Origin of the sequence: Bacillus sp. B15-48 (assembly GCF_016879755.1) — a bacterium.
Classification (GTDB): Bacteria; Bacillota; Bacilli; order Bacillales; family Cytobacillaceae; genus Mesobacillus_B.
In genome coordinates, this window is record NZ_WOFU01000003.1 from 405,491 (window position 1) to 431,350 (window position 25,860).

18 protein-coding genes, 2 pseudogenes and 1 CRISPR repeat array are annotated in these 25,860 nt (G+C 40.2%); of the genes and pseudogenes, 5 read left to right on the top strand and 15 right to left on the bottom strand.

Annotated elements, in window-relative coordinates; genetic code table 11:
- Positions 1-67 precede the first annotated feature (67 nt).
- The 9 genes from GNT69_RS12485 to GNT69_RS12525 all read right to left on the bottom strand — a co-directional run bounded on the left by GNT69_RS12485 (position 68) and on the right by GNT69_RS12525 (position 12,577).
- Positions 68-1,078, bottom strand: a complete 1,011-nt coding sequence (locus GNT69_RS12485) for an aliphatic sulfonate ABC transporter substrate-binding protein (RefSeq protein WP_481747633.1) — start codon at positions 1,076-1,078, stop codon at positions 68-70.
- Between the two features lie 32 nt (positions 1,079-1,110).
- Entirely contained in the window at positions 1,111-1,869 is a 759-nt protein-coding gene (locus tag GNT69_RS12490; RefSeq protein WP_203555291.1) for an ABC transporter permease, read from the bottom strand.
- Positions 1,802-2,644, bottom strand: a complete 843-nt coding sequence (locus GNT69_RS12495) for an ABC transporter ATP-binding protein (protein ID WP_203555292.1) — start codon at positions 2,642-2,644, stop codon at positions 1,802-1,804. The genes GNT69_RS12490 and GNT69_RS12495 overlap by 68 nt, the downstream gene beginning before the upstream one ends.
- Positions 2,645-2,899: 255 nt before the next feature.
- Positions 2,900-3,682, bottom strand: a complete 783-nt coding sequence (locus GNT69_RS12500; protein WP_203555293.1) for an REP-associated tyrosine transposase — start codon at positions 3,680-3,682, stop codon at positions 2,900-2,902.
- 260 nt (positions 3,683-3,942) lie between these two features.
- Entirely contained in the window at positions 3,943-7,374 is a 3,432-nt protein-coding gene (metH, locus tag GNT69_RS12505; RefSeq protein WP_203555294.1) for a methionine synthase, read from the bottom strand.
- Positions 7,367-9,214 (bottom strand): bifunctional homocysteine S-methyltransferase/methylenetetrahydrofolate reductase, encoded by a 1,848-nt coding sequence (locus GNT69_RS12510; RefSeq protein ID WP_203555464.1) that lies wholly within the window; start codon positions 9,212-9,214, stop codon positions 7,367-7,369. The genes metH and GNT69_RS12510 overlap by 8 nt, the downstream gene beginning before the upstream one ends.
- A 460-nt stretch (positions 9,215-9,674) precedes the next feature.
- Positions 9,675-11,066: an IS4 family transposase gene (locus GNT69_RS12515; protein WP_203555295.1), complete on the bottom strand. Its 1,392-nt coding sequence runs from the start codon at positions 11,064-11,066 to the stop codon at positions 9,675-9,677.
- Between the two features lie 195 nt (positions 11,067-11,261).
- A complete protein-coding gene (locus tag GNT69_RS12520) occupies positions 11,262-12,194 on the bottom strand; it encodes a sensor domain-containing diguanylate cyclase (protein WP_203555296.1) in 933 nt (310 codons plus the stop codon).
- Positions 12,195-12,244: 50 nt separating this feature from the next.
- On the bottom strand, positions 12,245-12,577 hold the full coding sequence (locus GNT69_RS12525) for a transcriptional regulator (protein WP_203555297.1): 333 nt from the start codon (positions 12,575-12,577) through the stop codon (positions 12,245-12,247).
- Between the two features lie 399 nt (positions 12,578-12,976).
- Between GNT69_RS12525 and GNT69_RS12530 the strand changes: the two are divergent.
- The 3 genes and pseudogenes from GNT69_RS12530 to GNT69_RS12540 form a co-directional block, all read left to right on the top strand.
- A pseudogene (locus GNT69_RS12530) lies at positions 12,977-13,922 on the top strand (IS3 family transposase); the annotation flags it as partial.
- A 617-nt stretch (positions 13,923-14,539) separates the two neighbouring features.
- A complete protein-coding gene (locus GNT69_RS12535; RefSeq protein ID WP_203555299.1) occupies positions 14,540-14,635 on the top strand; it encodes a YjcZ family sporulation protein in 96 nt (31 codons plus the stop codon).
- A 340-nt stretch (positions 14,636-14,975) separates the two neighbouring features.
- On the top strand, positions 14,976-15,680 hold the full coding sequence (locus GNT69_RS12540; protein WP_203555300.1) for a nucleotidyltransferase domain-containing protein: 705 nt from the start codon (positions 14,976-14,978) through the stop codon (positions 15,678-15,680).
- A gap of 963 nt (positions 15,681-16,643) precedes the next feature.
- Here GNT69_RS12540 and GNT69_RS25480 read toward each other — a convergent pair.
- A pseudogene (locus GNT69_RS25480) lies at positions 16,644-17,243 on the bottom strand (ABC transporter transmembrane domain-containing protein); the annotation flags it as partial.
- A gap of 48 nt (positions 17,244-17,291) precedes the next feature.
- Here GNT69_RS25480 and GNT69_RS25485 point away from each other — a divergent pair.
- Together GNT69_RS25485 and GNT69_RS25490 are read left to right on the top strand one after the other, a co-directional pair.
- Positions 17,292-17,453: a hypothetical protein gene (locus GNT69_RS25485; protein WP_239094183.1), complete on the top strand. Its 162-nt coding sequence runs from the start codon at positions 17,292-17,294 to the stop codon at positions 17,451-17,453.
- Positions 17,454-17,503: 50 nt separating this feature from the next.
- Positions 17,504-17,728 (top strand): ABC transporter ATP-binding protein, encoded by a 225-nt coding sequence (locus GNT69_RS25490; RefSeq protein ID WP_343206499.1) that lies wholly within the window; start codon positions 17,504-17,506, stop codon positions 17,726-17,728.
- 76 nt (positions 17,729-17,804) lie between these two features.
- Here GNT69_RS25490 and GNT69_RS12560 read toward each other — a convergent pair whose 3' ends face one another.
- From GNT69_RS12560 to cas7c, 5 genes are all read right to left on the bottom strand, one after another.
- Positions 17,805-18,686: a DUF2399 domain-containing protein gene (locus tag GNT69_RS12560; RefSeq protein WP_275411213.1), complete on the bottom strand. Its 882-nt coding sequence runs from the start codon at positions 18,684-18,686 to the stop codon at positions 17,805-17,807.
- Between the two features lie 290 nt (positions 18,687-18,976).
- A CRISPR array of direct repeats spans positions 18,977-22,844; the repeat unit is 32 nt; unit sequence ATTTCAATCCACGCACTCACATGGAGTGCGAC.
- 167 nt (positions 22,845-23,011) lie between these two features.
- Positions 23,012-23,302 carry a CRISPR-associated endonuclease Cas2 gene (gene cas2, locus GNT69_RS12565; protein WP_203555302.1) on the bottom strand — a complete coding sequence of 97 codons (291 nt, stop codon included), beginning with the start codon at positions 23,300-23,302 and terminating at the stop codon, positions 23,012-23,014.
- 8 nt (positions 23,303-23,310) lie between these two features.
- Positions 23,311-24,342, bottom strand: a complete 1,032-nt coding sequence (cas1c, locus tag GNT69_RS12570; RefSeq protein ID WP_203555303.1) for a type I-C CRISPR-associated endonuclease Cas1c — start codon at positions 24,340-24,342, stop codon at positions 23,311-23,313.
- Positions 24,339-24,998 (bottom strand): CRISPR-associated protein Cas4, encoded by a 660-nt coding sequence (cas4, locus tag GNT69_RS12575; RefSeq protein WP_203555465.1) that lies wholly within the window; start codon positions 24,996-24,998, stop codon positions 24,339-24,341. Before cas4 ends, cas1c begins: the two co-directional genes overlap by 4 nt.
- Positions 24,988-25,848, bottom strand: a complete 861-nt coding sequence (cas7c, locus tag GNT69_RS12580) for a type I-C CRISPR-associated protein Cas7/Csd2 (protein WP_203555304.1) — start codon at positions 25,846-25,848, stop codon at positions 24,988-24,990. Before cas7c ends, cas4 begins: the two co-directional genes overlap by 11 nt.
- Positions 25,849-25,860: the final 12 nt, after the last annotated feature.

Below are 25,860 nucleotides of genomic sequence, written 5' to 3' on the forward strand. Positions count from 1 at the left end.
ATGGCCCCGTAATGCACGGGGCCTTTGTTAGGTATATCTGATGAGGCAAGTGAACCGTCGTTCTGCTCTATTCTAGTTCGTTTAGCAGGTTGAGGTTGACCATTCCTCCGATGTCATTGCTTGGTACATAGCCAGCTTCTTGACTGATATCAGCCATTTCCTGAATGACTTGTTCATTTACTTCAGTGGTCACAGACAGGCGTGAGAAAGCGGCTGCCAGTTCGTCCCTGTTGATTTCTTTCCCTGTCAGGTCCTTCAGGTGCTGAATGACGATTTCCTGGGCTTCTTCTGGATTGTTCTGAATAAATTCAACGGCGTTCTTATGGCCAGTCAAATATGCTTTAACCAAATCTGTTTTTTCAAGAAAATCAGCTCTGGCTGCTACGACTGTATTGGTTGACTCCTTGCCCCAGGCAAATTCGTCCCAATCGAGCAACAGCTTTCCTTGCGCCTGATTCTCAAGAACATATCCCCACGGCTCCTGTGTTGCAGCAGCATCAACTGATTTCTGGATAAAAAGCGGCGCAGTATCAGCAGGGGCTGCAGCAAACATTTCTACTGTTCCGCCATTTGTTGTTGGTTCCAGATTAACCTCTTGAAGCGCCTTTCGCAACATGACATCCTGGGTACTTCCGATAACCGGAATCGCTACTTTCTTGCCCTCTAGGTCCTCCAGCTTTTCGATATTGCTGTCTTCTCTGGCAATAAGGACTGCGCCGCCGTTAACAGCTCCCGAAATGAGGTGGTATTCTTTGTTTTTCACATAAAAGTTCAATAGCGGACCTGGTCCGACTGTACCGACATCGATTGCATTGGTGGCCATGGCCTCCATGAACAATCCGCCATTGCTGACCGTTCTGGTTTCGATTGTTACATTTTCACCCAATGCTTCTTCAAAGAAACCTTTCTCAAGCCCAACAATCGTCGCGATATGTGTTAAATTGGGGAAATATCCGATTCTGACTGTATCTCCCTCTGAACTACTGCCTGAGCCCTCATTATTTGCCTGGCCGCATGCGCTCAGCACACCCATGACCAATATGAAAACGAATAGGAATAGCATTTTTTTCTTCATGATTTTCACTCCTTATTTTGACTTTAATTATGCTCTCATCGAGCCCTTAAACCCCATTTTACTTCTACACTTCGTTCAAGCCTTGAAAACACAACGTTATCGACGATAGTTCCAATGATGGCAATAATGATCATGACCGAGATGACCAGATCCATTTGTCCAAGCGAACGACCCATTTCAAGCAATTGCCCTAGTCCGCCGCCTCCCCCAAGAAGCTCTCCGGCCATGAGCGCACGCCAGGAAAAGGCCCATGCGATTCTTAGTCCGGAAATCAGCTGTGGCACCGATGCCGGCAAAATCACCGTACGGATAAAGTGGAAACCGCCAGAGCCATACACCTTGGCAACACGCTGATATAACGGCGGAACATTTTTAAACCCGCTTGTCGCGTTTACCGTCATGGTCCAGGTCGCACCAATAGTCACAATGAACAAAATGGCCATATCATTCAGACCGAACCAGATAATCGCCAGTGGGAACCAGACGATGCTCGGGATCGATTGAAGGGCGGTCACCAAAAACCCAAGCGTATCTTCAACAATTTTATAACGCCAGATAAAATAGCCAAGGATTAACCCAACAACAATGGCAATCGAAAACCCTAGCAGGATGCGGCCAAGGCTTTTGCCGATGGCTGCGGTCATTTGTCCGTTTATCAACCCGTTCACAAGTGTTTCCAGCACTTGAGTCAGGCTTGGAAACATAAAGGCAGGAAGGCCGGATAACCTAGATGTGACTTCCCATATCGCCGCTATCGCCGCGATGAAGATGATTCGTCTTAAAGCTGTAGTCATCACCCATCTCCTCCTTCAACACCTTCTCTAACTCTTCCTCTAAAATGGATAATATCTTTTGTTCTGTATGGAGTGTGACTTCGTCCGGCATCACTCCGTCTTTCATGGTTGGGACCTTGATGATTTCTTTGATTTTTCCTGGCCGTGTCGCAAAGACAACAACCTGTTCGGAAAGAAGCACCGCTTCCCTAATATTGTGGGTAACAAAAAAGATGGTTACTTTTGTCTTTCTCCAGATTTCGAGCAACTCTTTATGCAGGACCATTCTTGTCTGCTCATCAAGGGCAGAGAATGGTTCGTCCATTAAGAGAATGTCCGGTTCCATCACGAGTGCTCTGGCAATGGAAACCCTTTGTTTCATTCCCCCAGAAAGCTGGTGTGGATACGAATCAACATATTTGCTGAGGTGAACCATTTTAAGGATTTCCTTCGCTTTTTGCTCTGCCTGTTCCTTCGGCATTTTTTTAAGCAGAAGGCCATAGGTAACATTCTCCAAGACGGTCAACCAAGGAAACAGACCCGCTTCCTGAAAAACGACAACCCGTTCTGGACCAGGCTTTTTAACCAATTTACCAGCCACCCGTATTTCACCCTTATTCGCTTTATCCAGTCCGGCGATCAAATAAAGCAAAGTAGATTTGCCACAACCGGAAGGACCAACAATTGAGACAAAGCTCCCCTTTTCAACATTGAAGTTTATATTATCCAGCACTTGGAGCTGTTCTTTTTTCTCAGTGATAAAACTTTTCTCAATTCCATCAATCGTCAAGTACATGTTGTCACCTCAATTTTAAATCCTAGTATTTTTATATGTTTTATGTATTTAATAATGATTAAAAATCTCGATTTTGTCAACTAATTTATTTTGAGAGAAGCATGGGGACGTACCCTATGCTTCTCTCCCTAAGTTTCTTATATAGGTTCTCTATTAATCTTTTTTCATATTTCATGGTCAAGGATTATTAAAACTTAAATAAAAGTTCAAAATGTTATCACAAACAAAACTAGAGATGGGGGGGATATTTAGTAGCTATTTTATTTTAAAAACCAAACTTGGCGGGATTCCCAAAATTCTAGCCACTTGACGTTGTGATATTCCATCAATACTCTTAATGTCCCTAAGAATCCTATCGCGCTCTAATCTCGGAAGGCTCTTCACCTGTGGAATATCGGTTGATTCTAGAATTTGTTTGATTTTCAGCCTAGCCTCCTCATCAGTAAGCCTTCTTCGCTTATAAGAAGAATCCTCCAGACACATATCCTCGTTTGTTTGCTCATTAAAGTCCCTGAATTTTTCCATCGAGGTATTGAAATCATCTGCGAACATCCGTAAAACCTTGTTACGTTCAAGCAAATCATCCGGAAAATAGGGTTGATTATAATACCCGGCACAGCTGCTCCATCGCCATTCATTCACCTTCCCAACCATTCCAGCCTTTACCGGATTTTGGTGAATATAGCGTACAACGGTAAGGAAATACTCATCACTCTCGACATTTTCACTAAGAAACCGATTTTGAAAGAGGTGGCCACACACCTGATATTTCCAATTATAATACATGGCATAGCTCACACCTATTCGCTTCATTGTCGCACCAAGTTCCTCCTCCCCCTCACTTAAAAGCAAATGAACATGGTTAGACATCAAACACCAGGCGTATACTTTAAATTCTAATTTTTCATGATATTTTTGTAAGATTTCAAGGAACTTGCTGTTATCTTCATCATCATGAAAAATCTCTTGCCGATTCACACCACGAAACATGACATGGTAAATACCACTCGCACTTTTTGTCCTAGCTTTACGAGGCAAACTTATCACCACATTTATAATATTATTTGAGATTTTTTTGTTAGCAGGAAACAGATTTAGAAGAAGGTGTTGTACAAAAGTGGATAAAGAAGAGGAATTAACGGGTTCAACTCTATCTTATAACAACTTAAAGAAACAATCATTCGTTTCACTGTAGGTATAAGAGAAGTTCATAGGCCTGACATATTTTCAAAAAAACGAGATAAAGTAGGAAGCAAAGAAAAAGAAGCAAAGGGTACGTCCCTATGCTTCCTTCTCGATTACACATTAAAGTATCTTGCATCTGGATGGGCAAAAACAATGGCTGAAACACTGGCTTCTGGCTCCATCATAAATCCATCTGTTAGATTGACACCGATCTGTTCTGGTTTTAATAATTTAAATAGTTTTTCTTGATCTTCTAAATTTGGACAAGCCGGATAGCCAAATGAGAAGCGTTGTCCATGATATTTTGCCGCAAACCGATCCCGCATTGTAAAATCTGTTGCGTCTGGGAATCCCCATGCATCGCGAATTTCCTGATGGATTCGTTCAGCAAATCCTTCTGCCAACTCTAATGCAGTTGCTAGTAAGGCATGGCTTTCTAAAAACTTCCCATCGTTTTTATATTGTTCTGAGATTTCTCTCGCGCCATGGCCTGCTGTTACAACCATTAACGCGACATAGTCCATCTCTCCGCTTTCTAATGGTTTTAAAAAGTCGGCTAAACATAAAAACGGTTCTTCTTGTTGGCGAGGGAAAGTGAATCTCTCTATTTCGGTTTTCGCATCTTCCGGATCATAGATGATCACATCATCCCCATCCGCTTGAGCTGGGAAAAATCGATACATACCGGATGGATTTAACACTTTTGACTCTAAGAAACTCGTGACCAAATCATATAAATCGGTCGCACGGCTATCCCCCTCAGCTAATAGTTTTTCAACGTTTCCTTTTAGCCCTAAATGATGACCAATTAACGTACGCATATTCACATAAGGTTGTAGATGTGCAACGGAATAATTTTTTAATACATGCGCTTTTAAATCTTTCGGAAGAAACACAGGTGCTTCTGTAACGGTACGAACTTTCTTTTTCGTTGCCTTTTTAAGTGGCAGTGCTGCACGTTTTTCATCAGCAAGCAAGCGTTTTTCCCTCGCCTCCTGAAGTTCTTGCACAAGGACTTTCCGTTCGTTTGGATCCATTATACGATTGGCTTGTTCTAAACCTTGCATCGCATCTTTTGAATAAATGACCGGTCCATCGTATCCTGCCGCAATTTTCGTCTCTGTAAAACGTTTCGATAATGCTGCCCCACCTACTAGAATCGGAACATCAATATTCGCAGCTTTGAAATCTTGTGCGGTTAACACCATTTGTTGGGCCGATTTTACAAGTAAACCGGATAATCCAACAAAATCAGGCTGTTCGGCTCTAATCGCTTCAATTAATTGGGCTGGTGTTACTTTGATCCCTAAATCCACTACTTTATAGCCATTATTGCTTAAAATAATGTCTACCAAGTTTTTCCCAATATCATGAACATCCCCTTTTACGGTTGCTAGAACGATTTTCCCTTTCCCAGTATCATCTTCCGCTTTTTCCATATATTGTTCTAAATGGGCGACGGCCGCTTTCATCACGCCTGCACTTTGCAATACTTCTGCAACAATTAATTGATTATCATTAAATAGACGACCTACCTCAGACATCCCAGCCATTAATGGACCATTAATAATATCTAATGGTGTGTCAAAGATTTTCTTTGCCTCTTCCAAATCAGGAATTAACCCTTCTTTTGTTCCTTCGACAATGTAGTAAGCTAGTCGTTCTTCTACCGTCGCAGGAATATTGGCCACTTTCTTTTCTTTTTTCATATCACGATAAAATTCTGTAAATTTCGCAAGCGTTTCATCATTTGTATTAAAAATTAAATCATTCGCTAACTGAATTTCTTCTTCAGGAATGGAAGCGTAACGTTCTAACTTTTCGGTATTTACAATCGCATAGTCTAAACCTGCTTGCGTACAGTGATATAAATAGACGGCATTTAACACTTCACGACCGACCGGAGGAAGACCGAAGGAAACATTACTTACGCCTAATACGGTTAAAACATTCGGGAATTTTTCTTTAATCCCTCGTATTCCTTCAATCGTTTCCTCTGCAGCACCAATATATTGTTCATCCCCCGTTCCAACTGGGAACACGAGTGGATCGAAAATGATATCTTCTGGAGCGAGCCCCCATTTTTCAGTTAACAATTGATAAGAACGCTCCGCAATTTGTAATTTACGTGCCCGATCAACCCCCATACCCACTTCATCAATGGTCCCAACAACGACAGATGCACCATATTTTTTTACAATCGGCATGACCGCATCAAACCGTTCTTCCCCATCTTCCAGGTTAATCGAATTGATAATCGCCTTCCCTTGTGAAAACTTTAGCGCCTCTTCAATTACATGTTCATCGGTTGAATCGATAACAAGAGGGACTTTTACCTTTTTCACGACTTCTTGCATAAAGTTTCGCATATCTTCTAATTCGTCGCGGTCTGGATTGGCTAAGCAAATATCAATGACATGCGCGCCGTTTTTCACCTGTGCTCTGGCAATTTCAGCTGCTTCTTCGAATTTCCCATCGATAATTAATTGCTTAAATTTACGTGAACCAATCACATTTGTACGCTCCCCAATAAATAACGGCCGCATCGAGTCGTCATATAATAATGGGTCCACTCCCGCTACGACATGTCCATGTATTTGTTCTGGACATTTTCGTGGCTCAAAATCTTTTACCGCATCATAGATCGCTTTAATATGATCAGGTGTCGTACCACAACAGCCACCGACAATATTTAACCAACCTTTTTCCGCAAACCCTTTTAATTTTATCGATAACGATTCAGGCGACTCATGGTAATGGCCTTCTTCATCCGGTAAACCTGCATTTGGGTAACAGCTAATATAGCTTGTTGACAGGTCGGACAACGAACGAATATGATCGGTCATAAATTCTGGACCTGTCGCACAGTTTAAGCCAATGGAAATCGGTTGAATATGTTCAATGGAGATATAGAATGCTTCAATCGTTTGTCCTGCCAGCGTCGTTCCCATCGGTTCGATTGTGGCCGAAACCATAATCGGCAATTTCTTACCTGTTTCATTAAATGCTCGGTTAATCCCAAGCGTTGCTGCTTTTACATTCAGCATATCTTGGCTCGTTTCTAGTAAAAGTAAATGAGCGCCTCCCTCAATTAATGCTTTTGCTTGTATATAAAAATTTTCAGATAGTTCATCAAATGAAATCCCGCCGGTTACCGATAACGTTTTTGTCGTTGGACCGATGGCACCTGCTACAAAACGAGGCCAATCTGAAGTTGAAAATTCCGCGGCCGCTTCAACGGCTAATTGCACGGCACGTTGATTAATTTCCTCAGCCTTTGCCCCTAAACCGTATTCATTTAAGACAAGTGGAGTTCCGCCAAATGTATTCGTACTAATAATATCCGCACCCGCTTCTAAATACTGACGATGAATCTTCGAAACGACATCTGGTCGGGTTAAAACAAGATTTTCATTACAGCCATCTAATTCTTCCCCACCGAAGTCATCTGGTGTTAAGTTCTCTCCTTGGAGCATGGTTCCCATTGCCCCATCAAAAATTAAGATTTTCTTTTGCAATTGTTCTTCTATCAAATGATTATACATTTACCTGTACCCCTTTGTTTTGCTTATCGAGTTGTTTAATATATTGCATTAATTGAAGAGTCATTTCGTAACGTAAGAATGGTGTAATTAAATAAATTCCATTAAAATATTTCACCGCCGTATCCAGCAATTCTTTTGCAATCGAAACACCTTCTTCCGCCTCTCGTGCTTTATCTCCTTCACAAGCTTTCATTCGATCAAGCACTTCATCAGAAAGTTTAATCCCTGGAACTTCGTAATGTAAAAATTCCGAAGCCCTAAAACTAGTTAAAGGCATTATACCAATATAGATTGGTGCTTTTAAATGTTTTGTTGCTTCAAATATTTCAACGATTTTTTCTTTCGTGTAAACAGGTTGAGAAATAAAGTAATCTGCCCCATGTTCGATTTTCTTTTCCAGTCGACTAACGGCACGGTCTAACACACGGACGTTTGGGTTAAATGCCGCAGCAACCGAGAAGTTTGCTTTTTTACGCAATTTTTTACCAGAAAAAGAAATCCCTTCATTTAGCTGCTTAATGAGTGAAATTAATTCCAATGAAGAAACATCGTAAACGCTCGTTGCACCTGGAAAATCCCCTACTTTCGTTGGGTCGCCTGTAACCGCTAAAATATCGTGAAGACCCAATGCATTCAATCCCATTAAATGCGATTGTAATCCAATTAAATTCCGATCACGACAGGTGATATGCGGCATCACACGAACGTTATGTTGCAGCTTTAAAATTGATCCCATGGCAAGATTGCTCACTCTCGGTGATGCTAACGAGTTATCTGCCATCATGACAATATCTGCACCTTCGTGATAAAGGGTTTTGGCACCATTAACAAAAGCATCTGTTTCTAAATGACGAGGTGTGTCTAACTCGACAATGATAGAACGTTCACGCTTTACTTTTTCATGCAACGGTTCTAATCGTCCCGGGTCTGGATCAGAAATCTTGATCCCTTGTTGAGGGATTGCTTCCTTTTTCTCAATTGGCTTCAAGTTCACAAGTTGTTTCTTAACGGCTTCTATATGTTTTGGTGTCGTCCCACAGCAACCGCCAATTAAGCGAACTCCTTGATCTCTTAACCTCACTGCCGCCCGCGCAAAATAATCAACTTCTGATTCATAAATAACACGGCCATCTTCAATATCTAATAAAGACGCATTTGGAAATGCTGATAGGATTGCTTTCTTTGGCAATTCTACTCCTTCAAACGCCTGAATGGTATGATGTGGACCAAGACGACAATTCACACCTACAATATCAGCACCTAAGTTTTCTAATTCATGGAACGCATCATTAAGTGACATTCCATTTTGTAATACGCCAGGTTCATGCATGGATACTTGTGCAATAATTGGCATTTCCGTCATTTGTCGCAGCATTTTTAACGTTTCTGTTAACTCTTCAAAGTCGTAATAGGTTTCAAGTAAAAGTCCATCTAAATTCTCATTGATGAAAACTTGTGCTTGTTCACGAATGGCTTCAAGAATTTCATCTAGTGTCGTATCAGTCGTTCGTACACCTCTGATTCCTCCAATCGTCCCTAGAACGAATTGGTTTCCCTCTGCTACTGCATTTTTAGCTAATTTCACGGCTGCCTCATTAAATTCAACAACACGGGATTGAAGTCCATATCGAGCAAGTTTAATCGCATTTGCACCATATGTATTCGTTTGAATCAAATCCGCACCAGCAGCAATATATTCGCTATGAATCTTTTCAATTAACTCTGGCTTAACAACGTTCATTTCTTCATGGCAATATTCAAGTCCATATGAATATAAGAGCGTTCCCATCGCACCATCAGCTGTTAACGCCTGTGTTTTTAAGGCTTCAAGTAACCCCACCATTCTAATCTCTCCCCTAGTATTCTGACTGACATCCGACTCTCTGCGATTAATTCAGTCTCTTTTGTATAAAATAAAGAACCTTCTTTATTGAAAATAGGCTCTGAAAAAACAATATCCCCAGCATAAATTGATTATCCTGTTATTGAAGTAACCTGAGTATAACATGAAAAAAACGATATAGCGTAACATTTAAAATCTATTCTTTGTTATAGTTTTAAACTATAGCCATGATGTGGTTGCAGCGTGAAGCGGCAGAAGCGTAGGGACGTACCCTGCGCTTCCTCGATACTTTTTTGCAAATCCAAAAAGAAGCACAGGGTACGTCCCTATATCCATCAAGTTAACTTGAAAGTAAAGGGAAATGGGCTAATATTTTTGGGCTTAACCTGAAAGTAGGCATACTCAAATAAGCCTTATCATTCAATTTTTTTAAACGTAATTTTTAAACGTAATAGGATTAAGCTGATCCCTTGGTAGCCTTCCCGATTGTCCTTTCATAGGAAACTTTCATTATATCAAATACAGTCAGCTTCTTTTTCCTATGACTTTTTTTTCCGTTTTTCTCTATCTGGGAATAGATCCTGTTTAGAATATCTAGGATGGAAGTCGGACTGAAGATTATCGCTTCAAACAGCGTTGGAATAAACTCCATGATGATTGAAATGGACTTGTATTCACTCGTTTCTCTTTTCTTTTTTCTCAGTAGATACTCCCTTGCCTGAAAGGCGATTGTCGAACTAATCAAAAGGGATATCAATGTTCCGTATAAATGGCATTCAAATCGTTCCATCTTCATCTTTTTCACTTTGTGGATCTGGAACAGGGACTTCCATGTCTTGAACAGGATCTCAATCTGCCAGCGAAGGGAGTAGAAAAGATGTATCTCTTCCTTTGGCACACTCTGACATGGTATATTGGTAATGAACATGTTCAATTTATAGAGCCTTTTGGTGGGGTGTGATAATTTCACACCCCTCTTTTTTTCGGTTTTCTCTCTCTTTTTTTCCCTTTTTTTGATTTGTTCAGGAGTCAACTTATAAAGGATTAGCCGGGGAATGTGGTGTTTTTTGGCCGTTACGTAAATATCGACAATCTCCCTGATTTCCCCTTCCTCCATCTCATCCATTACCTCGGCCAAATTCAATTTTATATAACTCCCATCTTCCTTCGTAAATAGCGTAGTGGGTGGCTTCAGGCGAGTGAGGTAGTAAGCGTCCTTTTGGCCGATCTGATATAATTCCTCGACGTTGAAGTAGCCGAGGTCCCGTATGATTAAATCATTTTTCTTTATCGTTTTAAGCAAGGTAGGGCCATATTTCTGATCACTGTTCCTTCCATTCTGGACTTCTAGGTGAAGGAAGCTTCCCGTAAGTAATTCATATTCTAATTGTAACTTTACACCTGATTTATTCTTGGTACAGCCGAGATAATCACCTTCATACATAGTGGGAATTTCGAAACTTGAGGAGTCAAGGATTCGGATTCGGCTGAAACCCATGGCATCAAGCTCTGAAATCTTATTTTTTAGAATCTGCCTGCTAAAAAGATGTCGGAAGATTTCTTTCATCATATTAACAGCGTTTTTGTTGAATCTTTGATTCAATCCTTCTGTGCTTAAAGAGACTTTCCGCTGAGCTGTAAGGAGCGCGCATAGCCTTGACAACGATTTGATGCCCGAGCCTTCATTAAAGAACGAACATAATGATACAAAATCCAGTGGCTCCAACTTACCTTTCCGCTGCTTAAATTTATGAGTCTTAGCCAATTCATCAAGAAAGTTGGAAGAGAAGATGCGACCTAGTTCATCAGACAAGAGTTTGAATTCGTCTTCAAATGTAAGATCAAACATTCAAAAAGCCCACCTTTCTATGGATTTATAGAAAGGATAGGCTATTTCCAAAGAATATGGTATTTATTTGCTTAACTTGATGGATATGGGGTACGTCCCCATGCTTCGGTCCGTCCCCATGCTTCGGTCCGTCCCCATGCTTCGGTCCCCATGCTTCCTTCACCGCGGGACTGACCTCGACCAAACGATGACCTCTTAGCGAAAGTTCACTCGATTTCTTCCGCTCTTTTTAGACTCATATAATGCCTGATCAGCTAAGGAAAATAATTTCTCCATATTTAAATTTACAGAATCAATAATTGTATTCGCTGTTGAAACACCTATACTCACAGTAACATAAGTACATACATCTGAATTTATATGAGGAATTTTTAACTCCTCCACTTGCTTACAAAGTCTTTCTGCTAAAGATATAGCTTCATCTTTATTTGTATTAGGTAGAATAATACCAAACTCTTCTCCGCCAATTCTGCATACACTGTCATTTTTTCTAACACCTTTAGCCAGTGTATCCGTGACTTTAATCAGACACCTATCTCCGTTTCTATGTCCGTACGTATCGTTATATTTTTTAAAATAGTCAATATCAATAATTAATAAAGAAAAGACAATTTGGTCTCGAAGATATTCTTGATACGTCTTTTTATATTCGCGACTAAAGTACCGACGATTGAAAATTCCCGTTAATGGATCAGTGTAAACTGTCTTTTTTAATGATTTCTTTTCTTCCTCTAACTCAATTAATTTCTGCTTATTTTTTGTGACGTCTCTAGAAATACATATAATCTCATCCAATACCTTATCTACGGATAGAACATTCTTATACTTTGATTCAATCCAAATATACTTCCCATTTTTACACCTAAAACGGTAAGTTACCGTTTTAATTTCAGCGCTTGTGTTACGATTCCCATTTAAAAATTTAATTTTTTTGATATCCTCATTATGTATGAAATCATATGGAGATTTTCCCACCATCTCATTAAGGGAATACCCCAATGAATGATAGTAATTTGGCGAAATGTAAGTATATTTCCCATCAAGGGTATGCAATGATATAAAATCAGTCGAGTTTTCAGTGATATGTCGATACAGTTGCTCATTTCTTTCCAACTGAATTTCAGCCAATTTTCTATCCGTAATATCTACGTGTGAAACAACTACTCCTTTGTTCTGGTTTATTTTTGTGAAACAACTACTCCTTTGTTCTGGTTTATTTTTATGGGAGTAACTCTCAATATAAACCAACGAAATTCACTCTCAGAATGACAGGGGTATTCATAGTTAAAATGTTCCTTTTTACCCTTTAGCACTTGCATAATTCCATCTAGAACGTCATCTGGGCAAACAGTAAAATAATTATTTCCTAAACCTGTCTTATGTAAATCTCCATCATTCTCGATTGAAAATTTCACCCATGATTTATTAATAGCAATAATATCCCCATCTTTATCCAATACGGCTATTTGATCTAATAATGAATCCAAAACCTCTAGAACAATAGGTTTCATAATATCTTATCCCTTTCCCATACTTAAATATTTGACTGGGCTTTAATCAATAAACTTAAAGGCAATATTCACCTATTATAGTTTATCGAATCAGTTTTAATGGATAGGTTTTTCTTTAAGTATTAACTTCTGCATTGCCATTAATATATTTACATGTCCTTTTCTTCGCAAGTATAGTTATATTTTAAAATTTCTTCAATGGAATTAGTCACACGAATAGACTTAGGGAAAAACGTGTCAACTGAACTGATGCTAGACTAAATAGTAGACACAGATTGTTATAATAAATATATCAACTATAACGGGGTGTGTCTGTATGGCAAAAGGAAGACAATTCGAAGAAGCATTTAAAATTGAAACCGTAAAGTATATTAGCGAAAACAATTAAGAGCTCTTCAGAAGGAAATTCGCGATCTAAAGGAGGAAAATGAAATATTAAAAAAGGCGATGCACTACTTCGCGAAAAGCCCTCGGTAAAATATGGATTTATTCATGAAAATCACTCCCGATTTCGAGTGGAGAAGATGTGCAGCGTTCTGGGAGTTTCCAAAAGTGGTTACTTCAAATGGTTAGATCGACCGAAAAGTGATCGGCAGGAGCAATACGAGAAATTATCACAAAAGATCCCCTTCAGACCCATTTAGAATTTAAACAACGTTATGGCAGTGTGAAAATCGCTAAAACTCTAAATAGACGGGGAGTGAATGTAAGTGAGCGAACGGTCTCTCGCATTATGACGAAGAACCAATGGAAATCTTGTACCGTCAAGAAATACAAGGCTACGACCAATTCGAAGCATCAACATCCAGTAAGTGAAAACGTCTTAAATCGACAATTTAAAGCTAGTAAACCAAACCAGTTATGGGTAACGGACATCACTTATATTCCGACCAATGAGGGCTGGTTGTATTTGGCGACCGTAATGGACTTGTATTCTCGTAAAATAGTAGGTTGGGCAATGGACAAAACCATGACAAAGGAATTGGTTACCTCTGCATTAAAGATGGCTTACAAGCGTCAAAAGCCAGGGAAAGATGTCATCCATCATTCAGACCGAGGTGTTCAATATGCCTCCATCCAGTATCAGAAACTATTAAAAAAGTACGAAATGATAGGCAGCATGAGCCGGAAGGGGAACTGTTACGATAATGCTTGCATCGAATCCTTTCACGGTATTCTTAAACGTGAGCTCGTTTATCAAACGAAGTATAAAACGAGAGAAGACGCGAAGAAATCGTTGTTTGAGTACATTGAGTTTTTCTACAATTCCAAGTGGATCCATTCGACGTTGGGATACTATACGCCGAATGAATTTGAGCAAATGTATGGAAATTCTGCAGCTTGATTTTACCTTCATAAAAAAGTTTAAATCGCTTTTTATTTAAACTTTTTTATGAGGGCCACCAAGCGAAAGCGAGGTAGAAAAATCTGTGTCTATTTTCTTGACGTAGTATCATATTTCCTATCCTACACTGGCCGGAAAGGATCTGAAAAACAACCGAATGTACAGGTCTAAAGTTAGAACAAATGGAAACGTATGTACCATCCAAAGATGGGGTGAGTGGTGTAAAGTAAAAAATCTACCTTCTAATCTACACTATACTGAACAATGGCGTAATCAAGCTCACAGGCTTAGAGGAAGCACCTCCGTCTAGAATGAAAAGCTACGTTGTAAAGAACTTGGAAAGCAAGGGAGGTTGAAACAAAGGCTAAAGGCTGTCACCTGAAACGGCTGCTATAAGATATCAGTCGATTTTGAAAGACCGTAAGGTATTTTGCTTGTACTCAAATGCAGTTCAATAAAATTATAAGGTAGTTATAATTGATTTTCCATATACATAAATTGACTTAATGTATAAAATCCGCGATTTTGCTGGTTATTCCTCTATACAAACAAGTTCCATAATACATACATTATTATTGTAATATTTTCACTAAAAGTACAGAAAGGAGGAATTTGATATGTCTTTTGTTCGTAGACCAGTTAGTAACTTCGCGTTAATTGTCGTGTTGTTCATTCTTTTAATCATTGTTGGTACGTCGTTTATCCATTGGTAAGGTGAAGTAGCGAACCTCGGCACCCTATTGTAAGACTCACCTCCTTATAGTTGCAAGAATATAAGGCAAAGGTATTTATTGCCTTTGCCTTTATTATCACCCTTTTTTAATTTAAAGCAGTAAACTCTAAAGGTTGTTACATAATTTGGTATTACATCTTTTCAAAAAACGTAAAATATAGTGGTCACAATGCCTTGTCTTCGAGAAGTATTTCTTTATGACAGGGAGGAGAGCCTAGAAGTTTTACTAGGAATATTGTTTTTTGATATATCACCTATAATCTTGTTGTGAATAACATATGGCATATGAATGTATTTTTCATTTTAGGAGGAAAATACCAATGAAAATGCCAGAAAAAACAGCCGCCAGAAATTTTCTTCAACAATCGTTTCCTCATTGTGAAGTTGCTTTTTTGGCAGGGAGTGGCGCAAGCGGAGAGTTGACTGAACATTCAGATTTAGATATCGTTATTCTGGATGAATCGCAGTCAGCATCCTTTCGACAATGTTTTTTTTGTTTTGGATGGAAAATTGAAGCGTTTGTGTATAACCGAATGTCCCTATCCTTTGCTTTTGAAATGAGTCGTCTAGAAGGTATTCCTTCGATACTCCGAATGTGTGCTGAAGGGATCATTCTAAAAGATGATGGATCAGCAGCAGAAATTCAAGATATAGCCAAAGAATATATAAGAAATGGTCCTTCTGAATTGACCGAGGAAAAGCTACAATATATGCGATTTACGATCACAGATTTATTAGATGATTTAAACAGCTATACGGATGACAAAGAAAAAATATTTGTTGTTTATAAGCTTTTTGATTTCGTTTCTGAATTTATATTAAGAGCAAATGGTCATTGGATTGGATATGGAAAGTGGCTGTATCGTTCTTTACTTCATTTCGATAAGGACTTTTGTGAACGGTATGTAGAAGTCTTTCATATCTTTATGAAGACGGGAAATAGTATGCCTTTAAGTACATTGATCGATAAAGTATTGGAACCATATGGCGGTAGGTTGTTTGAAGGGTACAAAGAGCCGTTATAGATGAGAGCTATATAGCAAACTATACGGGTATAATTTATAATATTTAACGTACTCAATGATATGTGGGTAATATGCTTGGGAATCAATTTTTAAACCTTGATGGAAAGCGCGGTAGGATGTGATAGTAAATATTTTGCCCTGGTGTAGAACTGTTAGAGCGTTTGTCCCGACGGAGGGATCTAGTCAGTCATTTAAACGCTTATCATTGACTACGTTTTCTCAATGATAAAAGGTACATTCTATCAGCATTTGCTAGGCCTTTTTTGAACTCATACTGTATATAAGGACCAAATACTTCAATAAAGTTTATTCCCTTTGAGTGATGTTAAATTAAGAAGATAAAACGAGGGAAACGTCCTTTTATATTGAAGTTTTCTAGTGTATATACACAAGAAGTGATAAGAGGAGAAAAACTTGGATAATTATAGGGAAATGAGGTGTATTTTTCTTAATAGAAAAAGTGGTTTGAAAAGTGAAGGATCTGATACGGATAGGGATGAAGCCTCTCAGAAAAAAATCAATCAAATGATGTCAGCGATAACTAAACAACAAGACAAACAATAAAGGGCAAGCACTCGTCATAGAGTGCTTTTTCTTATGGAAAAATTGCTATTTTAAGCAGGAGTTTACCATATATATAGAAGAATCGAAAACTTCCTTATATTATAACTATGATAAAATTAGGCAGCGTTTACCGATACTCATAGGTGGGGGATTTTTAAATGAGAGTTTTTTTAGACTTAATGTGGTTTTTTAAAACGGAAAAGAAAGCATACATAATCGGGATTTGTTGCTATGCTGCAACTAATCCCACCTCGAGTTATTGGTGTGGTTGTTGACGAGATCCAAATGGAGGTCTTAACGAGTGGAAGACTTCTCCAATGGGTGCTTGTTCTAATTGTTGCCGGCGTGGGTATGTACGTCCTCCGCTATCTTTGGAGAATTATGATTTTCGGTTCATCTACTTTCCTGAGTTTTATCATTTAAAGACGAAAAGGACTCCTGTGCCTTACGAAAGCGGATATGTAGCATTTTCCCGTACCATCCAGTTAGAATCGCCATAAGCGGCATTGGGATTAGAGCAATTAGTGTTAGTTTCCAGCTAATCGTTGTCGCCATTGCAATAATAACAAACCCTCCCGTTGCAAGTGAGTCGATCAATGTTAAGACGCCAATTCCAGCTGTCTGCTGAATTGCCTGCAAATCATTTGTTGCATGGGCCATCAAATCTCCCGTCCGTCGTTTTTGGTAAAAGGAAGGTGACATTTTCGTAAAATGCGCATAAAGCCAAATCAATAATCCTAGATAAGTTGTAAAGGAAACGAGACTCCCAATGGTCATTTCTCCATTGATCACAAATCTCGAACCAAATGCAATTGCGAGGAAAAATGAAAGCCCGACAATCAAAGAGATCGTTGGATCAAATAAAGAGTCAACCTTGGCAACTGAGATGTTTTTTTTCACAACATCTGCTGACTGTTTCCGAAAATCCTCGATATCTTCTTTTTCCTGACCAAATGTTTTAATGACTTTAATCCCGTTGAGATGCTTGCCTTTGGCCATCTATTTAATGTTGTCGAACGGGGCCGTGCATCCTTAGAGAGAGTTAACTTGTTACTTGGTGAGGAAATGGAAATTCAAGATCGTAAAGAGGCAGTAAAGACCGTTCCAGTGGGTGACATCGAATTCAAAGTCAAAGAATTTGCCTACCCTGGAGAACAAGAGCCTCAGCTGAGGGGAATTAATTTTAGTTTATCAAAAGGAGCTACCTAGGGATTGTCGGAAAAACAGGTGCTGGAAAAACGACACTGCTTAAACTTCTGATTCGTGAATTTGAAGGTTATGAAGGTGGAATTTCAATTGGAGGAAGGGCGATTCAGGACTACCAGCTTGATACATTAAGAGAAGCAATTGGCTACGTTCCGCAAGAACATGTCCTGTTTTCTGCTACTGTTGCTGAAAACATTGCCTTTGCAGAGACAAATACCCCTAAAGAAAAAATTCACGAAGCTGCGAGAATTGCTTATATTCATGACGTTGAAGCGTAGGGACGTACCCTGCGCTTCCTCGATACTTTCTTGCAGATCCAAAAAGAAGCAAAGGGTACGTCCCCATGCTTCCTTTTTAAACCATATCATGCTTTATATCGGAAATTAAGCTTGCAACAATCGCTTCTTGGTATCCTGCCTTTTTCACTTTTTTCATCATAACGATGAGATCCTTCCATTCAGGTGAAGACAGATTATCCAACTTCGACAATCTGTCTGAGATGTCCTCATTAGATAAACATTTATTATAGTCTTCTTTTTGCATTCTCCACAGAACCACTTGATCTTGATATCTTTTCTTTAATTTGTTTGCAATCACTAAGCCTTCCGGGTCAATATCACCGGAATAATAAAGAGTGCAATTAGATTCGATTAGCCTATCTAACAATTGCCAGCTCGCAATCCGAAGCTGCCCATGTGTACAAATAATCGGCGCATTTGGAACAGCATCCATTATCGTCGAACATACACTAGAGTTCTCCACAATCCATACACTAGTTCCTTTCGCAGGCCAGATTCTACCTACTTTCGTCAGCTCTTTCATCGGAACATTCATCACAGATTGCATTTGGACCGTTGCTTGCCAAACAGGATGGATCGTATTGTTAGTCGAGGCGAGCAGTCCTTGGCAAGTCACGAAATTCCACAAGTCATCTCTCATAATCCCATATTCAGCTAAAAGATCATTTAATTCCTCCCCAGACCTTGGCATAACAACATCTGCATTTCCACGAACTTGTTGATCAACATACAGACAATGGATAAGCAATTTCCCAGCGACTGCATTTGAATCAAAAAAATGCGGACTGCCAGTCGTTCGTTGTGAAAAGAAAGGCAGACGTTCATAATCTCCCTTTTTCGGTAGCTCTGTGAATGCCTTGGCAACGATAGTCAATTTTTTTTGCAATTCCTTATGATTCTGTTTGTAAAGCGACCAAATCCATCTTGTACGACCCAGCGATAGCCGCTTTCTTGTTTATTCATTCTTAAAGCCTCTTCCATTTATAGTTTGCTTAACAATAACTAAAGTCAGAGCACTGTAACCCACACCGTTAGGAATACGAGAATTAGAGAATTGATTCCTGCACGAGTTCATATTCAAGCCCCTAAGCTCATTTTTACATTCAAGCAACTATATAGTAGTTTACCATATTCAATTTATTTAGAATTCTTTTCATCTCAAAAAAGGGTCAGTCACTACAATCTGACCCCAAAAACCCTCCGTTATTTCTTCCGGTTCTATGGAAATAATGAATACATGCACTCACATGGAGTGCGACTTGATGGTATTGCTTCGATGGGCAAAAAGGTAGGGATTTAAATCCACGCACTCACATGGAGTGCGACCAAGACGGTTATCTCGTTGAGTTTATCATCCGTATTTCAATCCACGCACTCACATGGAGTGCGACGACATACTTTTCAACGTTCGTTTTCTTGTCATCATTTCAATCCACGCACTCACATGGAGTGCGACCGGTACAGTTGCAATTTAGCGACGAGCCAGGCAATTTCAATCCACGCACTCACATGGAGTGCGACAAGTAGGAACATTTGAGGATAAATCACAAGCTGAATTTCAATCCACGCACTCACATGGAGTGCGACAACACCAAAACAAGACAAATCCGAAAAAACGGTATTTCAATCCACGCACTCACATGGAGTGCGACTTACATGCTGTTTTGCTTGTTCGTATTCCATGATATTTCAATCCACGCACTCACATGGAGTGCGACGCATAACTATCTGCTTTCTGGCTCTCCTTTTGAGCTATTTCAATCCACGCACTCACATGGAGTGCGACAAGGGTTAGGAGTATTTCAGTATACTGTAATCATAATTTCAATCCACGCACTCACATGGAGTGCGACGTTCTGTATGCTTCGTTAATATCAGGACATTACAGATTTCAATCCACGCACTCACATGGAGTGCGACTGGGACATGGAAAAATCCATTGACCACTACGAAGGATTTCAATCCACGCACTCACATGGAGTGCGACATTAAAATTAGAAGTGTACCATTCGGAACTCCCATTTCAATCCACGCACTCACATGGAGTGCGACTATTCCATCAGCAAGATAAACCTTGCAAAGAAGGAATTTCAATCCACGCACTCACATGGAGTGCGACGAGGGGATTGTTTTGACAATTTACCTTGTACACGATTTCAATCCACGCACTCACATGGAGTGCGACGAAAGAAGGTGTTTCTATGCAATACGCCATCGACATTTCAATCCACGCACTCACATGGAGTGCGACGGAATCCATTAAAAAGGAGCGAAAACCATTGGGAATTTCAATCCACGCACTCACATGGAGTGCGACCCGAAAAACAACCAGCTACAACAAAGAGACGGACATTTCAATCCACGCACTCACATGGAGTGCGACAAACAGCGAGTTGCAAGCAAAAACATCCTTCCGAATTTCAATCCACGCACTCACATGGAGTGCGACGTTATCTGGGATAAAATGTTCAACAAATGGCGTGCATTTCAATCCACGCACTCACATGGAGTGCGACTCGTGCCATCACCTGCACCAAAAGCAGATAATGATTTCAATCCACGCACTCACATGGAGTGCGACGGCCAATCACGTATGGGTCGAGGACTGGGAACAGATTTCAATCCACGCACTCACATGGAGTGCGACACCCTTGTCACCACACCAGCATTTGCTTCCGTATATTTCAATCCACGCACTCACATGGAGTGCGACGCTCACCAACCTTGTCCATGTTCCATTCAAAAGATTTCAATCCACGCACTCACATGGAGTGCGACATATGAATAGCTTTTCCGTCATCGATAACATTTATTTCAATCCACGCACTCACATGGAGTGCGACAAGTTTTCAAGCTTAGAACATTCATCGTTCCAGAATTTCAATCCACGCACTCACATGGAGTGCGACGGTATGTAGGGATAGACCCATCAACTAAAACTGATTTCAATCCACGCACTCACATGGAGTGCGACTTAAAGCCCTTCTAAGTAACTCGTCAATCGCCTGAATTTCAATCCACGCACTCACATGGAGTGCGACTCAGATTTACGGCATACTCAAAGACTACGCGTGATTTCAATCCACGCACTCACATGGAGTGCGACGCGAAATCCCGTCCTCGTGGTAAACACGATCATTAATTTCAATCCACGCACTCACATGGAGTGCGACGATCACAGAAATCTAACCATAGTGTAACAGATTTATTTCAATCCACGCACTCACATGGAGTGCGACGGTAACTGTATAATGTTCGTAATTATTAACAACTATTTCAATCCACGCACTCACATGGAGTGCGACTGGGAGCGTTTTTCTTTTGTTGCTCCGCTGTAAAATTTCAATCCACGCACTCACATGGAGTGCGACCTAGCAACCGAGAAGAGTTCATGACAAAACGGATATTTCAATCCACGCACTCACATGGAGTGCGACTCCAAACCGATGAAGAGTTTAAAGAGTTGGTTTTTATTTCAATCCACGCACTCACATGGAGTGCGACGTATTTTAAGTAAATCACTTCATTCATTTTGTACATTTCAATCCACGCACTCACATGGAGTGCGACCGCTAGTTCCCTTTCTTGTTTAGTCAACTTAGTATTTCAATCCACGCACTCACATGGAGTGCGACCAGGGATTGGTTTTACGAGTTAGTAAAACGGTTAATTTCAATCCACGCACTCACATGGAGTGCGACATGCGTAACAGAAGAGTTATTTGTTAGCGATGGTATTTCAATCCACGCACTCACATGGAGTGCGACCCGCATGCAGTCGGGATTGTGGGCAGAGCGATTATTTCAATCCACGCACTCACATGGAGTGCGACACGCTTGGAAGGTTGTAGTCAGGGCGGGAAAATATTTCAATCCACGCACTCACATGGAGTGCGACTAGGAAAATCCCACCTTTCCCACTCGATAGCTATATTTCAATCCACGCACTCACATGGAGTGCGACCTGATTCAGCAACCCAACCACCGACATAATCATGAATTTCAATCCACGCACTCACATGGAGTGCGACGTTTGGACAGAACGGGGAGCGCATTTGTATTTTAAATTTCAATCCACGCACTCACATGGAGTGCGACTCGGACTATCAATTAAACCGAAAAAGATTAGCAATTTCAATCCACGCACTCACATGGAGTGCGACTATAAGGCTTGTTTTTCTTGCTTGTTTTTTCCTATTTCAATCCACGCACTCACATGGAGTGCGACGTTTATGGAGCATTACAAAATCAACCACGAACAATATATTTCAATCCACGCACTCACATGGAGTGCGACGTGCTCCCTCCAAGATTGGTCGTACTGGACAATGTATTTCAATCCACGCACTCACATGGAGTGCGACGGAAATTAGCCAATCTAGGTGACGATATTCAGGATATTTCAATCCACGCACTCACATGGAGTGCGACTTTCCATCAGAATGTAGATCAGCTAATTCTAATAATTTCAATCCACGCACTCACATGGAGTGCGACTTCCTCGTCAAATTTGATGTCCTCTTCCATTGTGGATTTCAATCCACGCACTCACATGGAGTGCGACGGACATCGATAAACGCCCCTTTGTCGATGGCTTCAATTTCAATCCACGCACTCACATGGAGTGCGACGATCGCACACGAATCATTTTGCGGTAGGCATTGATGATTTCAATCCACGCACTCACATGGAGTGCGACTTTTCTGTGCGCTTTTTCTAGCTTCCATAATTCTGGATTTCAATCCACGCACTCACATGGAGTGCGACGTTTGGTCGCTCTGCTTGCACAGTGGGAAACGGAATTTCAATCCACGCACTCACATGGAGTGCGACGAATGAGGACCCGTTCGCAGGTGGTACAGATATTATTTCAATCCACGCACTCACATGGAGTGCGACAGGAGTAATGCAAAGGCATATCGCCAAACAGCTAGATTTCAATCCACGCACTCACATGGAGTGCGACTTTTTAGAAAACAGGAAAGTCCATCGGATGAGAATTTCAATCCACGCACTCACATGGAGTGCGACTTATAGTATGTGTATCCCCCATTTGTAACTTTTATTTCAATCCACGCACTCACATGGAGTGCGACCGCGAATTTTAATCAAAATAAGTCAATTTTTACTTTTTTTTGAGTAAAGTCGCCATTTTCCTTATCAAAACAAGGAACATTATTAATAATTGCGTAAAAATTAATAAATTACGCCTTATTTTTTGGTGCGAATGTCCCTGTAAAATTATGTGAGCTTCACATTCGCACTAAAGAATTAATGGCCCTTCTATATCTAATGATTCTTTGATACCAATATGTTCTACCTTGCTTTTATAATTGTTTCCCAATTGATAGAATCGTAAGCTATCTTGATTTTCGTCGATAATGTCGATTAGTTCAAGTTTTAATGAAGTAAATTGGGTTGCATCGACTACGCATTCAAACACTGAGTTTTGGACTCTTTGACCATAATTTTGACATACTTTAGAAACTTTACGCAGTCTTTTTTGTCCTGCACTTGTTACTGTACTGACATCATATGTTATTAAAACAAGCACCCTCTCACCTACTTCCAAAGAAATGGAGGATATTCATCCAAATCCCCTCTTAAATGCCTAGCCAATAATAAAGCTTGTGCATGTGGAACCAATCCCCATTGTATCTTTTCACCGAGATATGGATGAGTGATTTTTTCAAGTTTTTTATTTTGCCACGCAGTAAGAAATTTCTTTCTTGCTTCATCTGTCATAAGCACTGATCCATTTTCTTTTTTATAAAAATCATCTTTATTGACTACCTTCTTATTAATCAGAGACAGAACAAATTTATCTGCATAGACTCCTCTTAGTTCTTCCATAACATCTAAAGCTAGTGAGACTCTTCCTGGACGATCTCGGTGCAAAAAGCCGACATAGGCGTCAAGTCCTACTCCCTCCAAAGCAGAGGCCATATCATTAGCCAATAACGTATAGGCAAATGAAAGCATTGCGTTTACATTATCCAAAGGCGGTCTGCGAGAACGGGAATGAAAATAGAAGTCCTCTTTCTGCTGCAAGATCATTTGATTAAACAATCGATTGTAGCTGATGGCTGCTTGTCCCTCTAACCCTCTCAATCTTTCTAAATCATCACATGTTCTTATTTCTTGAATTAACGCTGACAGATGTCTTGAGATTTCCTTGAATTTTACAACTTCGATTCTTAACGGATAATCTCTCGTCATCCTCTCAATCATCCACTTATTGTTATAAATCTTTCCGATGATAAAATTACGCGCTATTTTAGCTGACATCGTTTCATCATCAGAAATGCGATATTGTTTCTTCCTCAGAATTACATTTCCTTTGCTTTTACCGATGACTCGGGCAAGAAAACGACCAGTCGCTGTTAAAAACACAAGGGAAATATTTCTCTCCGCACAATACCCCATCAAGGCCGGACTTGCTCCTGTATAACCGAAGGACACGATTGATTCCAAATTATGTAGTGGAAGCCGCCCCAGCCGATCTTGGTCCTTTAATATCACAACATTATCTCCATCCAAAGCTAAATAAACGTCAGATTGAGTGATGAAAACCGTATTAAGCAACTTTTTCATTCTGCAATCTTCCCTTCAATGTAGCTTCTAACAGACCGCTTATTCAGCATATTCGGCAAGCAAATGTGTTGCAGGGAACAACTTTTACAGAAAGCACCTGTTTTTACCTTGGGTGTGTGACGACGCTGGTAATAATCATACATTTCAAAAACAATTGATTTTACTTTCTGCTTATACTCATCAGTTAAGGGCACTTCGACCCGATGTTTAATTTCATTGTAAAACATATAACCGGTATCGACCTCACAAAGCAACATTTCCTCTAAACATAGGGCTTGTGCGGTCAGTTGTAAAATATCAGAGTCATCTTTTTTCGGCTTCCCTCGCTTGTACTCTACTGGATACGCAAGATACTTGCCCTCTATACCAGCTAGTTCGACTCCATTTTCAGCACGAATGAATTCCACAACATCACATACCCCGGTGATTTTCAGCTCTTTTGATTTCACCGGCATTGCACGGACGACAAGCTTATCGCCTCGTTTCTCTCGTATAAATGGCTGATCCACTTTGGAATGCAGGTGTTGACCTTCAATGGTTCTAACATTTTCTTCCCACTGCTGCTCAATATGAATAAGTGCCCATTGCCGTCGGCAAAAAAGAAAATGCTGAATACCTGATAACATTAAATAGCTATCCTCTTCACTAGAGGCCATTGATAATCTCAACTTTTAAACCATCTAATTCATTAACTATAATCGTGTAATCATCAATTGATTTTGGTGCTTCTACCTTAGGCTTCACCTCTAGTAAACGATGCACTTTAGCTGATGAATACTGGCCCATTTTTGAATTATGCTCCCACCAGCATACTTTTAGCACTTCCATACTCCCGTCTGGACGTGCGGAAGATGCATCATTCTCAAATAATGTAACAAGTGCGTTTTTTATTTTCTCTGAATCCTCGGTTGTAAATCCTGTCTTTTCCGCTAGTTGCGTATTGATACTTCCATAAAATTTATAAACACCAAAGTCGACCCGATGCTTCATCCCCATTGTGTCTGAACCCTTTTCCTTTCCAGGCTCAGAGTTAACACTTTTGGTAATCTGCATGCTCGTTATATCAATGGGATCAATACTTGTTGCCGTATGAATAGAAACAGGTCCCCTTACACCAACAGAGACACCTTTTCCAGTTCCTCCTTTAAAGGCAAAAACTTGGCCAAAGCTTCTGACATCGAACCAGGCTTTACAGGCTGCAGCAGCAAATAATTCACTTGGGTTTTCTTTCGATTTTAACGCTTGGCCCAACTCAGAATTGGCATCTGCCCTTTCCCGCAAGCTATTAAATTGATCGGCTTTTTTGTCATTTGATTGTACAAAGATCGATTCCCCCATATCAAGCAGGCGGTTTCGAATCTTCCGCTTAAGAGCGACATCAGAAATCTCCCCGTAGCCATCATAGTTTTGTCTCGGCCGATTGCCATTTAATGGATCACCGTTCGGGTTGGCTTTTGAAACAGATAATACAACGGCAAAATCAATTTTATGATCTAAGGTAGTCATTTTAAGTTCTCC